At 67.9% G+C, this 13,274-nt stretch carries 12 protein-coding genes; 6 read left to right on the top strand and 6 right to left on the bottom strand.

The features are described 5' to 3' along the window. Nucleotides 1-48: 48 nt before the first annotated feature. Nucleotides 49-2,532 (bottom strand): TonB-dependent receptor, encoded by a 2,484-nt coding sequence (locus tag ACH0AE_RS13670; RefSeq protein WP_294443995.1) that lies wholly within the window; start codon nt 2,530-2,532, stop codon nt 49-51. Nucleotides 2,533-2,696: 164 nt separating this feature from the next. On the opposite strand from ACH0AE_RS13670, the gene ACH0AE_RS13665 reads away from it, so the two are divergent. From ACH0AE_RS13665 to ACH0AE_RS13655, 3 genes are all read left to right on the top strand, one after another. After that, nucleotides 2,697-3,737, top strand: coding sequence for an alpha/beta hydrolase (locus ACH0AE_RS13665; protein WP_294443996.1), 1,041 nt, complete (start codon nt 2,697-2,699; stop codon nt 3,735-3,737). A gap of 3 nt (nt 3,738-3,740) precedes the next feature. Next, the gene (gene treA, locus ACH0AE_RS13660; protein WP_406875801.1) at nt 3,741-5,345 is read left to right on the top strand and encodes an alpha,alpha-trehalase TreA; all 1,605 of its coding nucleotides are present in this window, start codon (nt 3,741-3,743) and stop codon (nt 5,343-5,345) included. Between the two features lie 67 nt (nt 5,346-5,412). Further along, complete coding sequence (locus tag ACH0AE_RS13655; RefSeq protein ID WP_294445191.1) at nt 5,413-6,138, top strand: HPP family protein; 726 nt, start codon at nt 5,413-5,415, stop codon at nt 6,136-6,138. Nucleotides 6,139-6,174: 36 nt separating this feature from the next. Here ACH0AE_RS13655 and ACH0AE_RS13650 read toward each other — a convergent pair whose 3' ends face one another. Continuing rightward, entirely contained in the window at nt 6,175-7,809 is a 1,635-nt protein-coding gene (locus ACH0AE_RS13650; protein ID WP_406875800.1) for a long-chain-fatty-acid--CoA ligase, read from the bottom strand. Between the two features lie 119 nt (nt 7,810-7,928). Beyond that, complete coding sequence (locus ACH0AE_RS13645) at nt 7,929-9,086, bottom strand: acyl-CoA dehydrogenase family protein (RefSeq protein ID WP_294444574.1); 1,158 nt, start codon at nt 9,084-9,086, stop codon at nt 7,929-7,931. A 141-nt stretch (nt 9,087-9,227) separates the two neighbouring features. Between ACH0AE_RS13645 and ACH0AE_RS13640 the strand changes: the two genes are divergently transcribed. Further along, nucleotides 9,228-9,569 carry a hypothetical protein gene (locus ACH0AE_RS13640; RefSeq protein WP_294444573.1) on the top strand — a complete coding sequence of 114 codons (342 nt, stop codon included), beginning with the start codon at nt 9,228-9,230 and terminating at the stop codon, nt 9,567-9,569. A gap of 8 nt (nt 9,570-9,577) precedes the next feature. Here ACH0AE_RS13640 and ACH0AE_RS13635 read toward each other — a convergent pair whose 3' ends face one another. After that, nucleotides 9,578-10,414, bottom strand: a complete 837-nt coding sequence (locus ACH0AE_RS13635) for a CoA ester lyase (RefSeq protein WP_294444572.1) — start codon at nt 10,412-10,414, stop codon at nt 9,578-9,580. Further along, nucleotides 10,411-11,424 carry a UDP-glucose 4-epimerase GalE gene (gene galE / locus ACH0AE_RS13630; protein ID WP_406875799.1) on the bottom strand — a complete coding sequence of 338 codons (1,014 nt, stop codon included), beginning with the start codon at nt 11,422-11,424 and terminating at the stop codon, nt 10,411-10,413. The genes ACH0AE_RS13635 and galE overlap by 4 nt, the downstream gene beginning before the upstream one ends. A gap of 65 nt (nt 11,425-11,489) precedes the next feature. Between galE and msrA the strand changes: the two genes are divergently transcribed. Then, nucleotides 11,490-12,035, top strand: coding sequence for a peptide-methionine (S)-S-oxide reductase MsrA (gene msrA, locus ACH0AE_RS13625; protein WP_046407003.1), 546 nt, complete (start codon nt 11,490-11,492; stop codon nt 12,033-12,035). Nucleotides 12,036-12,039: 4 nt separating this feature from the next. Continuing rightward, entirely contained in the window at nt 12,040-12,345 is a 306-nt protein-coding gene (locus tag ACH0AE_RS13620; RefSeq protein WP_294444569.1) for a hypothetical protein, read from the top strand. Nucleotides 12,346-12,348: 3 nt separating this feature from the next. Here ACH0AE_RS13620 and ACH0AE_RS13615 read toward each other — a convergent pair whose 3' ends face one another. Continuing rightward, complete coding sequence (locus tag ACH0AE_RS13615) at nt 12,349-13,266, bottom strand: L-threonylcarbamoyladenylate synthase (RefSeq protein ID WP_294444568.1); 918 nt, start codon at nt 13,264-13,266, stop codon at nt 12,349-12,351. Between the last annotated feature and the right edge of the window lie 8 nt (nt 13,267-13,274).

The following is a 13,274-nucleotide window of genomic DNA, read 5'->3' as shown; positions in this document are numbered from 1 at the left end:
GGCCGAGCCCGGGGTGACGAAGGTTCAGGCTAGATCAGTGGTGTTCGATCAGAACTCCACCGCCGCGCTGAAGCGGAACGAGCGGCCGAGGATCGGACGGGCGAGGATCGCCCCCGTGCCCTGGCCACCGATGATCCGCGGATTGCCTTCAGTGAGGCCGATCTCGTCCGTCAGGTTGTTGCCGGTGACCTGCAGGCGGATCCGCTCGTTGAGCAGCACCGAGACGCCGGCATCCAGCTGATAGAAGTGCGGCAGCAGCTGCAGGTTCTCCGGATCGGAGAAGCGATCGCCGGTGTATTGCAGCGTGGCGAACAGCGACGGGCGGATGTTGCCGACGTCGACGTCAACCGCGGGCGTCACGCGCCATGCCCATTTCGGCTGGCGCTGCACCCGGTTGCCGGTGTTGTCGATCGCGCCGTTGCCGGTGAAGAAATCCCGGTACTTCGCGTCGAGATAGGTGCCGGCAGCGGTGATGCTGAACCACGAGGTTGGCCGGATCGCGCCTTCCACTTCGACGCCGGTCGCCTTCGCGCCGCCGTTCGAGCTGGTCGGCACGTTGTTGATCAGCGTGGTGGTGGCGAGGCCCTTGAACCGGTTGTGGAACACGGTTGCGTAGAGATTGGCGATCCCGGTCGAGACCTTCACGCCGCCTTCGTAGGTGTCGACTTCCGCGGTGGCGGCAAGGCCGGTCTTGTCGGCAATGTTGATCGCCGAGGCTTCGCGCAGATTGTCGAACTGCGGGAAGCTGTTGCCGCGGCTGTAGCGGGCGAAGACGCCGATCTCGCGATTGAAATCGTAGTTCGCGCCGGCCGTCCACGACCAGGCATCGTTGCGGTAGCTGACGTAGCGCGGCGCGCCGAGCACGGTGACCGAATTGTCGTACAGCGTCAGCGGATTGCCATCGAGGTTGATGTTGCCGCCCGCGATCGGCGTGCTGATCGTCGCGTCGATCAGGTGGCGCTGCCAGCGCAGGCCGCCGTCGATGCGCAGTTCCGGCGTGATCTGGAACTCGTCGACCGCGTAGAAGGCGTAATCCTCACCCTCGTAGAAGGCGCGGACCTGGAAGGCCGGCCCGCTCGAGAAGCCGTTGAGCGTCGCCGCTCGGCCGCCGTTCAGCGTCATGTTGAGGCGGCGTGCGTTCGGCTCCGCGGCGAGCAGCACCTGGTTGCCGAGCGCCCACTGATCACGCGAGGTGTAGTTCGCGTAATAGAAGCCGCCGGTCAGCTTGTTGTTGCCAGCCGTCCACTCGAACGCCGAATCCGAGACGAAGGACGAGATCTTCTTGCGCACTTCCCAGATGCCGGCGCGCATCACGCGGGCGTCCGCGCCGCCGGCGACCGCGCCGCCGGCCGTGGCATAAGTGAGCGAATCGACCGTCGAGCCGGCGCCGCCCAGCGTCACCGCCATCGCGGCGGCCGTAACCGGCGCCTCGACCGGCACGAGGCCGAAGGTGTTGGCGTTGCCGCCGAGGTAGCTCGTCCGCTCACGCAGGCGAAGGCCGTCGGCCACTTCATATTCGAAGTTGATGCCGGTGTTGATGACGTTCGCGCCGCGGCCCTTCTCCAGATCGACGGTGCGGCCGACGACGTTGGTGGTGACGCGCGTGTCCGGCCCGAGGAGCGTGCCGGTGCCGGCCGGGAAGCCGGGATATTCGGAAATGTCGCCCTGGGCGTTGGAGATGATCGGGATCGGCAGCAGCCACTGGCCGCGATCGTTCAGATAGCGGGCATAGACCTCGACCGAGCCCTTGTCGCCGAAATCATGGTGGATGTTGGCGGTGATCTGGCCGCCCTTTTCGGCGCGGAAGCGCGGATCGCGGATGCCGTTGCCCTGTGCGTAATAGCCGCCGACCATGAAGCCGGTGTCCTCGCCGAGCGGACCCGAGACCCAGGCGTCGCCGCGGATCTCGTCGTAATCGGTGTAGGACAGCTTCGCGAGCGCCTTCAGCTCGTTACCACCGATGCGCGGCACGACGTTGACGGTGAGGCCCGGCTGACCATTGGAGAACAGCGAACCGGTGCCGCCGCGCACGGCCTCGACGCGCTGCACCGTCTCGTCGAGGCGGATCAGCTGCGAGTTCTCGAGGAACGAGAGCGTCGAGGGCGGGAAGACCGGGGTGCCGGCATATTGGAAGGTGACGAACTGCGCGTCGCCGCCCGAGGGATAGCCGCGCACGAAGATGTTCGCGCCGTTCTGGCCGCCCGAGCTTTCGGCCATGACGCCCGGCACGGTGCGCAGGAGATCGGCGGTGCTGTTGGGCGCCGCGCGCTCGATCGCGTCGTTGCTGAGCGAGGTGACGGCGAAGGACGCATCCTGGCGGCGCGTCCCGCCGCCGGCGGTGCCGACGACGATGATGTCCTCGCCCGACGGCTGCGTGGTGTCGACGAGGCCCTGTTCGGGCTCGGCGCGCTGCGCGCTGTTGGCGGCCTGCGTGGCGGCGGGATCGGTCTGCGCGATCGCAGGCGCGGCGGCGAGCAAGGCGCCGCTTGCCGTGCCGATCATCAGACGGCGGAAGGTGATGGTGGAAAGCATATCTGTTCCCCTGAACGGATGTCGGCTGCACTCTCGATCGGGCAGCTCGAAGGCGCGTATTTAGTGCTGGGAGGATGCTTAGTCGATCAAGGAAGGCATGGTTAGCGGTGGAACGGGGCGATCAATCGACTAGTGTAGCCATCCCGCCACAGTTCAGGTTGCCGATGAAACAGCACATCCTTGCCTTCTCCTTGCTTCTTGCTGCGCCGCTCGCCGCGCAGGACGTGACGGTACCTGCGATGACGCTGCCGCCGTCCAGCCTGTTGAGTGCCGAAGCGAAACGCGTGATGATTCGGCAACAGGCGATCAAGCCGCCCGAGTTCGGCAACGACATCGACGCCGCGCGCGCCTTCTGGGGCCGGTACAATGACGAGCGGCTGGCCGAGATACGGCGGCATTTCCGCACCGTGGAGCGGCGCGAGACGATCGGCGGCGTGGCGGTGGACGTGGTGCGGCCGGCGGTGGGCGTCGCCCCGCGCAACCGGAACCGCGTGCTGATCAACGTGCATGGCGGCGCGTTCCTGTGGGGGGCGGGGAGCGGGGCGCTGGTCGAGGCGGTGCCGATCGCGGCCACGATGGGGATCGAGGTGGTGACGGTCGACTATCGCCTGGCGCCCGAACATCGCTTCCCGGCCGCGTCGCAGGACGTGGCGGCGGTCTATGCCGCGCTCCTCAAGCGCTATCGGCCGGAGAATATCGGCATCTACGGCTGTTCGGCGGGCGGGATCATCACCGCGCAGACGGTGGCGTGGCTGCAGCGCGAGAAGCTGCCGCGGCCGGGCGCGATCGGCACCTTCTGCGGCACCGGCGCGGCTTATGCCGGCGACAGCGCATACCTGTCGGATCCGCTGACGGCGGGAAAGCCGATGCGCGAGGGCGCACTGCCAAGCACGCTGCCGACGCCGTATCTCGCCGGCGTGGCGGCGGATGATCCGCTGGCCTATCCCTATGGCGACGACGCGGTGATGGCGGCGTTTCCGCCGGTGCTGCAGCTGGCGGGCAGCCGCGACTTCGCCGCCAGCATCCTCACCGCGCAGCATCGCAAGCTGACCGCGCTTGGCGTGCCGAGCGAGCTGCAGCTGTTCGACGGGCTGGGCCATGCCTTCTTCGTCTGGCCGGACATGCCGGAATCGATCGAGGCATATCGGCTTGTCGCCGGGTTCTTCGATCGGCATCTGGGGACGGCACAAGGCTCGAGGAAGTAGAAGATGATGCGTTCGCATTGGGCGCTGGCCGCCGCGCTGGCCGCCACCGCTCTGGTCGCCGGCCCGCTGCCGGCGCAGCAGGTGCAACAGGCTCAGCAGCAGCAGCAGCAGCAGCAGCAGCGCCCCTCGCCGGCGGACATTTACGGGCCGCTGTTCAGCGCGGTGCAGGTCGGGCGGATCTTCCCCGACGGGAAGACCTTCGTCGATGCAGTGCCCAAGCGCGCGCCGGACGCGATCATGGCGGATTATGCGCGCGTGGCGCCAAGGACGCCCGACGCGCTGCGCGCCTTCGTGCTCGAGAATTTCACGGTGCCCGGCGTCAACGACCGCGGGGCGGATGACCTGCGCAGCCATATCCGCAACCTGTGGCCGATGCTGGTGCGCCAGCCTGCGCCGGTGGCGACCGGCAGCTCCGCGCTGCCGATGACGGCGCCGTACGTGGTGCCCGGCGGCCGCTTCCGCGAGATCTATTACTGGGACAGCTATTTCACGATGCTGGGCCTCGCCGTGGACGGACAGCAGCCGCTGATCGAATCCATGCTGGCCGACTTTACCGACACGATCGAGCGATACGGCCACATCCCGAACGGCATGCGCACCTATTACCTCAGCCGCTCACAGCCGCCGTTCTTCGCGCTGATGCTGGATCTGTCGAAGGACGATGATCCCGCGCTCGCCGCGCGGCGGTTGGCGGCGCTGAAGCGGGAATATGCCTATTGGATGAAGGGCGCCAATTGCCTCGACGCGAGCGGCGCGTGCGAGCGGGTGGTGCGGATGCCCGACGGCACGCTGCTCAACCGCTACTGGGACGATCGCGCACTGCCGCGTGATGAATCCTATGCGGAGGATCTGATCACCGCGAAGGAGGATCCATCGCGCCCGGCAGAGACGCTGTACCGGCACCTGCGCGCGGGCGCGGAAAGCGGCTGGGACTATAGCAGCCGCTGGCTGTCGGACCCGCAGCGGCTGGCCTCGATCCGGACAACGGACATCGTGCCGGTCGACCTGAACAGCCTGATGCTGATCATGGAGGAGGCGATCGCGAAGCGCAGCGCGGCGGCCGGAGACCAGGCGACCGCCGCGGAGTTCACCCGGCTCGCCGCCAAGCGCAAGGCGGCGCTGAACCGCTATTTCTGGGTGGCCAAGGAAGGCCGCTACGCGGATTGGGACCGGACGACGCGCTCGCCGACGCCGCGGGTTTCCGCCGCGATGTTCTATCCGCTGTTCGCCGGCGCCGCGTCGCCGCAGCAGGCGGCGGCAGTTGCCGCGACGACCCGCCGGACGCTGCTGGCACCCGGCGGGGTGCGCACGACGCCGCTGCGCACCGGGCAACAATGGGACGCGCCGAACGGCTGGGCGCCGCTGCAATGGGTGGCGATCGCCGGCTTCGACAAGTCCGGCCAGCCGGACCTGGCGCGCGAGATCGCCAAGCGCTGGATCGACACGGTGGCGACCACCTATGGCGAGACCGGCAAGATGCTGGAGAAATATGACGTCGACGAGCGCAAGCCCGGCGGCGGCGGCGAGTATCCGACGCAGGACGGCTTCGGCTGGACCAACGGCGTCGCCAGCGCAATCCTGGAAAAATATGGCGCGGCGCTGAAATGAAGCGCTTTCGCGCGGCGCGGCGGCGTGTCTAGGGCAGGCACGCTCAGCCATTTTGCGGGGTGCGAGGGTGCCGATCTTCCAGCCATTACTTGCCGGCGCGAACCTTTCCGATCGCGTGATCGCGTGCCTGGGCGCCGCGATCGGCATCGCCGCGACGATCTTCGTCTGCGCCTTCTGGCCCTCCGACCTGGTCGACCTGCCGGTGATCGTCGCGCCGCTTGGCGCATCCGCGGTGCTGGTGTTCGCGGTGCCTGCCAGCCCGCTGGCGCAGCCCTGGCCGGTGGTGGGCGGGAACGTGATTTCCAGCCTGGTGGGCGTTGCGGTGTTCAAGCTGGTGCCGGACGTGATGATCGCGTCCGGCGTGGCGGTGGGACTGGCGATCCTCGTCATGTCATTGCTGCGCTGCCTCCACCCGCCGGGCGGCGCGGCCGCGCTGACCGCGGTGATCGGAAGCAACGGCATTCACGCCGCGGGCTTCGGCTTCGCCTTCGTGCCGGTGGGGATCAATTCGATCGCGCTGGTCCTTCTAGGCATCGCCTATCACCGCGTGACCCGCCGGTCATACCCGCACCAGCCGGTCGCGGCGCCGGCACTGCCGCCGGGCCTTCATCTCGCCGACATCGACGCGGCGCTGGGGGACATGCACGAGAGCTTCGACATCAGCCGAGAGGATCTGGATGCGCTGCTGTCACGCGCCGAGGCGCATGCGGAACGCCGCCGCGGGCGAGCGCCGGCGCCGCCCGGGTCGGTTCAGAAGCCGGTGCCGGCAGGACGAAGCACAAACACAGGCTGATGGCGCTTTGCGCTTCGTCCGCACCCAGCTGGCGATTCAGCGCTCCTGCGCGAACGGCAGCGTGTAATCGGCCATCCGCTGACGGATCAGCTTCTTGTCGATCTTGCCGGTGGCGCCGAGCGGGATCTCCTCCACGAACACGACGTCGTCGGGCATCCACCATTTGGCGATCTTGCCTTCGAGGAAGGTGAGGAGATCATCGCCCGTCGCGACCTCGCCGACCTTGAGCTGGCACAGCAGGATCGGGCGCTTGTCCCACTTGGGGTGCGCAACGCCGATGACGGCGGCGAGCGCGACCGAGGGGTGGCCGAGGGCGATATTCTCGATCTCGATCGAGCTGATCCATTCGCCACCGGACTTCACCACGTCCTTCGCGCGATCGGTGATCTGCATGTAGCCGCGCTGATCGATCGTCGCGACGTCGCCAGTGTCGAAATAGCCTTCCTCGTCGAGGATCTCGCCGCCCTCGCCGCCGAAATAGGAGGAGACGATCGTCGGCCCCTTGATCTTGAGGTGGCCGAAGGTCTCCCCATCGTGCGGCAGGGGATTGCCGTCATCATCGGTCAGCTTGAACTTGAGCCCGCACATCAGGCGGCCCTGCTTGATCGTGTGGGCGACGCGCGCGTCCTCGTCCATCGCCGCGACTTCGGCGCTGGGCGTGGAGAGCGTGGCGAGCGGGGACGTTTCGGTCATCCCCCAGCCTTGCGTCACCTCGACGCCATATTCGTCGCGGAAGGCGCGGACGAGCATCTCGGGCACGGCGGAGCCGCCAATCGTCACGCGCTGCAGTGAATCGATCCGCCGGCCCGAGCTGCGCAGATGTTGCAGCAGCCCCTGCCAGACGGTGGGCACGGCGGCGGAATACGTGACGCCTTCCGCCTCGATCAGGTCACAGATCGACTCGCCGTCCATCCGCGGCCCCGGCAGCACCAGCTTCGCGCCGACGGCGGGGGCGGAATAGACCACGCCCCAGGCGTTGGCATGGTACATCGGGACGACCAGCAGCACCGTGTCGCGCGCCGACAGCGCCAGCGCATCGGCCTGCAGCGTCAGCATGGTGTGGAGGTAATTGGAGCGGTGCGAATAGAGCACGCCCTTGGGGTTACCCGTCGTTCCGCTGGTATAGCAGAGGCCGCAGGCGAGATTCTCGTCGAACCCGCCCCAGGCATATTCCGCCGGCTCGCCAGCGATCCAATCGTCGAAGGCGGTGGCGGCATAGTCGGTCGCCGGCATCGAGGCCGCGTCGCACAGGAAGATCACTCGCTCTATCGAGGGCACCTGCGGCAGCAATTGCGCGACGGTCTCGGCGCAGTTCGGATCGGCGAACAGGATGCGATCGCCGGCGTGATTGGCGATATAGGCGATCTGTTCGAGGAACAGCCGCGGGTTCAGCGTGTGCAGCACCGCGCCCATGTTGGTGGCGCCATACCAGGCGGCGATGTGGCGATGCGTGTTCCAGCCCATGGTGGCGACGCGATCACCCTGGCGAATGCCGGCGCGGGCGAGCGCGGCGGACACCTGCTTCGCCATGTCGCGGATGCTGGCGTAATTGCTGCGCGTGACATGGCCGGCGGCGTCGCGCGACACGATTTCGCGCGTCGGCTGCCACGTGGCGGCATGATCGAGGAAGGTATCGACGGTCAGTTGCCCCGACTGCATCAGGCCCAGCATTACTCACACTCTCCTACATTAGGGGACACCAAGACTGGATCGCCGGCCCCTCAGGCGTTCCAAGGGTTGGAACAGGCGAGCCCCCCGGTCAAGCCCGGGGGGAAGAAGCAGGGCGCGGATCAGCCCTGCGCTGCCTTCCAATCCCGCTTCACCTTCTTCGCGAGGCTCCATTTGTGGACTTCAGTGGGGCCGTCATAGATGCGGAAGGCGCGCACCTCGCGGAACACCTGCTCGACGATTGTGTCGCCGCTGACGCCCGTCGCGCCCATCACCTGGACGCAGCGATCGGCGATGCGCATCAGCGCTTCGGACACGGCGACCTTCGCCATCGAGCTTTCCACCGTGCCGAGCACGCCGGTGTCGAGCACGTCGGCGCACCAGTCGATCATCAGCTCGGCCTGCTTCAGGTCGATGAGGTTCTCGGCCAGCATGAAACCGACACCCTCATGGTCGACCAGCGGCTTGCCGAAGGCGTGGCGGCGGTTGGCATAATCGGTCGCGATCTCATGCGCGCGGGCGCAGGCGCCATGCCAGCGCATGCAGTGCGTCAGCCGCGCGGGCGCCAGGCGGACCTGCGCCAGCTTGAAGCCGTCGCCGGGATCACCCAGCATCTGGTCGGCCGGCACGCGGAGGTTGTCGATCGTGACCACGGAGTGGCCGCCGGGCATCGAGCTGTCGATCGTGTCGAGAACGCGCTCGATGCGGATCGCCGGATCGGGCAGGTCGACGAGGAACATCGACGCGCCCTCATCGGCCTTGGCCATGACGATGCCGACCTTCGCGCCATCGGCGCCGGTGATGAAGGTCTTGCGGCCGTTGATGACCCAGTGATTGCCGTCGCGAACCGCGGTGGTCAGCATCATCGACGGGTCGGAACCGGCGCCGCCATCGGTTGCGGGCTCGGTCATGAAGAAGGCGCTGCGCGCCTCGCCGCTGACGAGCGGCTTGAGGAAGCGTTCCTTGAGTTCCGGGCTCGCTTTCTGGCCGAGGAGGTACATGTTGCCCTCGTCCGGCGCCATCACGTTTACCGCAAGGGGGCCCAGCGGCGACAGGCCCGACGCGCGCAGCACGTCGGCGGTTTCGCGGTGGGTCAGATGGCCGCCATCGGGCAGGATGTGCGGCGTCAGCACGCCGGCCGCGCGCGCCAGCCCGCGCATTTCCTGCACCAGTTCGTCGGACGGCCCGTGCGTGCCGCAGCGCGGATCACGCTCGAACGGCACGATCTTTTCGCGCACGAACGCCTCGACCCTGGCGGCGATCTCCTGGCCTCTCGTCATCCCCATTCCCGCATGATTGTTGTCAGATGGAGGCGCTAATGTCGTGTTTCGTTTCGTGTCGCCAGCCCTATCGGCGCGCAGCGCGCGGTGCGTTCCGTCGGATCACGTGCCGTGATAGGCTGCCTCAGGGGAGACCGGCGCATGATCATGATCATCATTGCGGTTGTGTACGGCGCGGCGATGCTCGGCGTGGCGCGGTGGGCGAACGTGCGGTTCCGACGTGAAGACCGGCTGCCGATGCAATGGCTGCTGAACGAGGACGTGACCTGGTCCGCGCCGCGGCGTGTGGCGCTGGCGTTCATGCCTGCGCTGTCGATCCCGATGCTCGCCGCGTTGACCTTGCTGTTCCTCAACGTGGCGCCGCGACCGGGCCAGGAGCATCTGGTGTTTCCGGTGTTCGTCGGGATCGGCGCATTGTTTGTGGCTTGCCAGTTGCTGCACGTCTGGCTGATCGACAGGACGCTGCGCCGGGCTGGTCGATAGCGCGGCCTTTAATCGACCAGCGCGAGCAGGCGGCGCGCGCTTTTCAGGTGCGGGGCGTCGATCATCTTGCCGTCAAGCTGCAGCGCGCCGGCGCCGGGGTTCGCCTCGAACGCGGCGATGACGGCGCGGGCGTGCGCCAGTTCGGCCTCGCTCGGCGTGAAGGCCTGGTTGATGACGGCGACCTGCGTCGGGTGGATCGCCAGCATGCCGGTGAACCCGTCGCGGCGGCCGCGCGCCGCATAGGCGGCGAGACCGTCGAGGTTACGGAAATCGGGAAACACCGTTTCGATCGCAGGCACCCCGGCGGCGTGCGCGCCGAACAGGGTGAGCGCACGGACCACGCGATAGGGATCGGTGTAGCTGCCGTCCTCCTCACGCGCGCTGGTCGCGCCGATCGCGGCGGGGAGATCCTCCGCGCCCCAGGTGACGCCGGCGAGGCGGCCCGCGACGCTGCCGAAGGTGCCGAGCTGGAACACCGCCGCGGCCGTCTCGCTGGCGACGGGCAGGATCGCGTAATCGCCCGGCAGGCGATCGGTGAGGGTGGCGACCGAGGACGCCCCTTCCGCCTTGGGCAGGACGATGCCGTCGAGCGACAGGCCGGCGAGCGCCTCCAGATCGGCGGCCACATCGTCGCTGTCGATCGGGTTGATGCGCACGAAGATGGCCGGGCCATCCTCGCGCGGGGCCTCGATCCAGGCGCGGACGGCGGCGCGCGCCTCGGGCTTGCGATCAGGGGCGACGGCGTCCTCGAGGTCGAGGATCAGCGCGTCAGCGCCGGTCGCCACTGCCTTGGGGAAGCGTTCCGGCCGGTCACCGGGGACGAACAGGAGCGATCGAAGCTTCATTTACCCATCTCCGCAAGCTTGCGTTCCCAGGCGAGCGCATCGCGCACGATGCCGTCGAGATCGGCGCGCTTCGGCTGCCAGTCGAGCCCGGCGAGGATCGCGCTGTTATCCGCCACCAGCTCCGCCGGGTCGCCCGCGCGGCGGCCCTCGATGCGGCGCTCGATCGTCATGTTGGTGACGCGATCAACCGCGTCGAGCACTTCGAGCACCGAGAAGCCGCGCCCATAGCCGCAATTGAAGGTGAAGCTTTCGGTCGGGGCGGCGATCAGCTGCTTCAAGGCGGCGACATGCGCATCGGCAAGGTCGGAGACGTGGATGTAGTCGCGCACACCGGTGCCGTCGCGGGTGGCGAAATCGGTGCCGAACACGCCGACGGCAGCGCGCTTGCCGGTCGCCGCCTCGACCGCGATCTTGATGAGGTGGGTGGCGCCAATGGTGGACTGGCCGCTGCGCGATTGCGGATCGGCGCCCGCGACGTTGAAGTAGCGGAGCGCGCCATAGTTCATCGGATGCACAGCGGCGACATCGCGCAGCATCGCCTCCGTCATCAGCTTCGACATGCCGTACGGATTGATGGGCAGTTGCGGGTCGGCCTCGGTGATCGGCGACTTCGTCGGGTTGCCGTAGGTCGCCGCGGTCGATGAGAAGATGAAGTGCGGTACGCCCTCGGCCATCGCGCTTTCGATCAGGCTGCGCGTCGCGGCGGTGTTGTTGCGATAATATTTGAGCGGGTTCTCGACCGATTCCGGCACCACGACCGAGCCGGCGAAATGCATGATCGCGCGGACGTTGTGATCGCGGATCACGTCGCGCACGCCCGGATCCTCGACCGCGATGTTGACGAAGGCGGCGCGCGGATCGACCGCCCAGTCGAACCCGGTGACGAGATTGTCGATCACGACGACGTCATGGCCGGAATCGAGCAGCGCCAGCACCGCGTGGCTGCCGATATAGCCGGCCCCGCCCGTCACCATCACCTTGCCGCCCAAAGTTTCGCCGCCAAGCGCCATGTCGATCTCCCTCTTTGCGTGCGACCTAGCGGCTTCCTACATGGGCCGCAAAGGAGACTGCATCCATGACCGAATATGCGACGCTTGCCGGTGGCTGCTTCTGGTGCACCGAGGCCGTGTTCAAGGACGTGATCGGCGTGGAAAGCGTCGAGAGCGGCTATATCGGCGGCACCGTGCCCAACCCGACGTACAAGCAGGTGTGCAGCGGCGATACCGGCCATGCCGAGGCGATCCGCGTCGGTTTCGATCCGCAGCAGATCAGCTATGGCGACCTGCTCGACATCTTCTTCGCGACGCATGATCCGACGCAGCTCAATCGCCAGGGCAATGACGTGGGCACGCAATACCGCTCCGCCATTTTCCCGATGACGGTGATGCAGGAGGAGCAGGCGAACCAGGCGATCGCGCGGGCGCAGGAAGACCATGACAAGCCGATCGTCACCACGATCGAATATGCCGACGAATGGTATCCGGCCGAGGATTACCACCAGGAATATTGGAACGGCGAGGGCCAGCGGAACCCGTACTGCCTGGCGGTGATCCCGCCCAAGCTGCAGAAGCTGCGCAAGAGCTTCGCGGCGCGATCCAAGGCCGCGACCGTCTCCGCCTGACGCGATGGCGTTCGACCTCCGCGCCGCGCTGCTGAAGAAGGCGGAGGTCGAAACCGCGCGGCTGGTGGACTTCGAGTTCCGGCTGCGCGCCCGCACGATGCGGGTGCTGGCGGCGCAGATCGGGGAGGATGCGGATGCGCTGGTCGGGCGCATCGTGCACGCGGACGATGCGGCGATCCTTGACGGGCTGGAGACAGCACGGGGGTTGCCGCCCGGGACGCTCGGAGCGGACTATCGCCGCAGCCTGGCCGAGGCGCGGGCGCAATTGATCGACGAGGTGGGCGATCCGTCGCCCTATCGGCTTGCCTGAGAACTAGCGGTGCGCGGCGCGGCGCAGGCGATCGTTGATCGCGGCGCCGATACCGTCGTCCGGCACGGGGGCGATGGCGATCTTCGCCCGGGGGGCAGTGTCAGCGCGGTGAAGTGCGTCGAACAGGCGGGCGGCGGCCTCTACCGGGTCGCCGGCGGCCGAGAGCGTGTCATCGCCGGCGATATCGCCATAGCCGATCAGCCATTCGTCGCCGTCACGCTCCGTCGCGTTGAGGCGTAGCGGCTTGGCGGGCGCATAGTGCGCGGCGAGCTGGCCGGGGGCAGTCACTTTCTGGCCGGGAACGGCCGCTGCGAGGCCGAGCTGCTCCGCGGTGATCGGGCCCGGGCGAAGGATCGTGCCATTTCCGACGATGGTGGATTCAAGGCCGGCGATCGTCGGGCCATCGTCGATGATCAGCGGCACGCGGGTGCCGAGGCTGGCGGCGACGTGTTCGGCGCGGGTCGGGCTGATCGCGTTGCTGGCGTTGGCGGAGGGGGCGGCGAGCGGGCGGCCGGAGGCGTGCAGCAGCGCCTGCATCGCGCGGTGGGCGGGCACCCGCAGCGCGATCGTGTCGAGGCCAGCGGTCACCAGGCCGGCGATCCCGGCGTCGGGGCGCAGCGGCAGGACGAGGGTCAGGGGCCCCGGCCACCAGCGCTTCGCGAGCGCGCGGGCGGCATCGTCGAACAATGCGATCCGTTCGGCGGCGGCGCGATCGGGCAGGTGGACGATCAGCGGGTTGAAGCTCGGCCGGCCCTTGGCGGCGTAGATCCGCGCGACGGCATCGGCATTGGTTGCGTCAGCGGCGAGCCCATATACCGTTTCCGTCGGCACGGCGACGATCCCGCCCGCGTGGATCAGCGCCGCCGCCTCGGTGATCGCAGCATCACCAAAGGGCAGGATTCGAGGGATTTGAGCCGTCATCGCGTGCC

It is taken from the genome of Sphingomonas sp. 179-A 2A2 NHS (genome assembly GCF_045371305.1).
In the GTDB taxonomy this organism is placed as follows: domain Bacteria; phylum Pseudomonadota; class Alphaproteobacteria; order Sphingomonadales; family Sphingomonadaceae; genus Sphingomonas.
This window is presented reverse-complemented; position numbering and strand designations above follow the sequence as displayed.

Excerpts from the sequence above, each read along its gene's own strand:
- ACH0AE_RS13670 (WP_294443995.1), bottom strand. The coding sequence starts at position 2,532 with ATGCTTTCCACCATCACCTTCCGCCGTCTGATGATCGGCACGGCAAGC.
- ACH0AE_RS13665 (WP_294443996.1), top strand. The coding sequence starts at position 2,697 with ATGAAACAGCACATCCTTGCCTTCTCCTTGCTTCTTGCTGCGCCGCTC.
- treA (WP_406875801.1), top strand. The coding sequence starts at position 3,741 with ATGATGCGTTCGCATTGGGCGCTGGCCGCCGCGCTGGCCGCCACCGCT.
- ACH0AE_RS13650 (WP_406875800.1), bottom strand. The coding sequence starts at position 7,809 with ATGCTGGGCCTGATGCAGTCGGGGCAACTGACCGTCGATACCTTCCTC.
- ACH0AE_RS13645 (WP_294444574.1), bottom strand. The coding sequence starts at position 9,086 with ATGACGAGAGGCCAGGAGATCGCCGCCAGGGTCGAGGCGTTCGTGCGC.
- ACH0AE_RS13640 (WP_294444573.1), top strand. The coding sequence starts at position 9,228 with ATGATCATGATCATCATTGCGGTTGTGTACGGCGCGGCGATGCTCGGC.
- ACH0AE_RS13635 (WP_294444572.1), bottom strand. The coding sequence starts at position 10,414 with ATGAAGCTTCGATCGCTCCTGTTCGTCCCCGGTGACCGGCCGGAACGC.
- galE (WP_406875799.1), bottom strand. The coding sequence starts at position 11,424 with ATGGCGCTTGGCGGCGAAACTTTGGGCGGCAAGGTGATGGTGACGGGC.
- msrA (WP_046407003.1), top strand. The coding sequence starts at position 11,490 with ATGACCGAATATGCGACGCTTGCCGGTGGCTGCTTCTGGTGCACCGAG.
- ACH0AE_RS13620 (WP_294444569.1), top strand. The coding sequence starts at position 12,040 with ATGGCGTTCGACCTCCGCGCCGCGCTGCTGAAGAAGGCGGAGGTCGAA.
- ACH0AE_RS13615 (WP_294444568.1), bottom strand. The coding sequence starts at position 13,266 with ATGACGGCTCAAATCCCTCGAATCCTGCCCTTTGGTGATGCTGCGATC.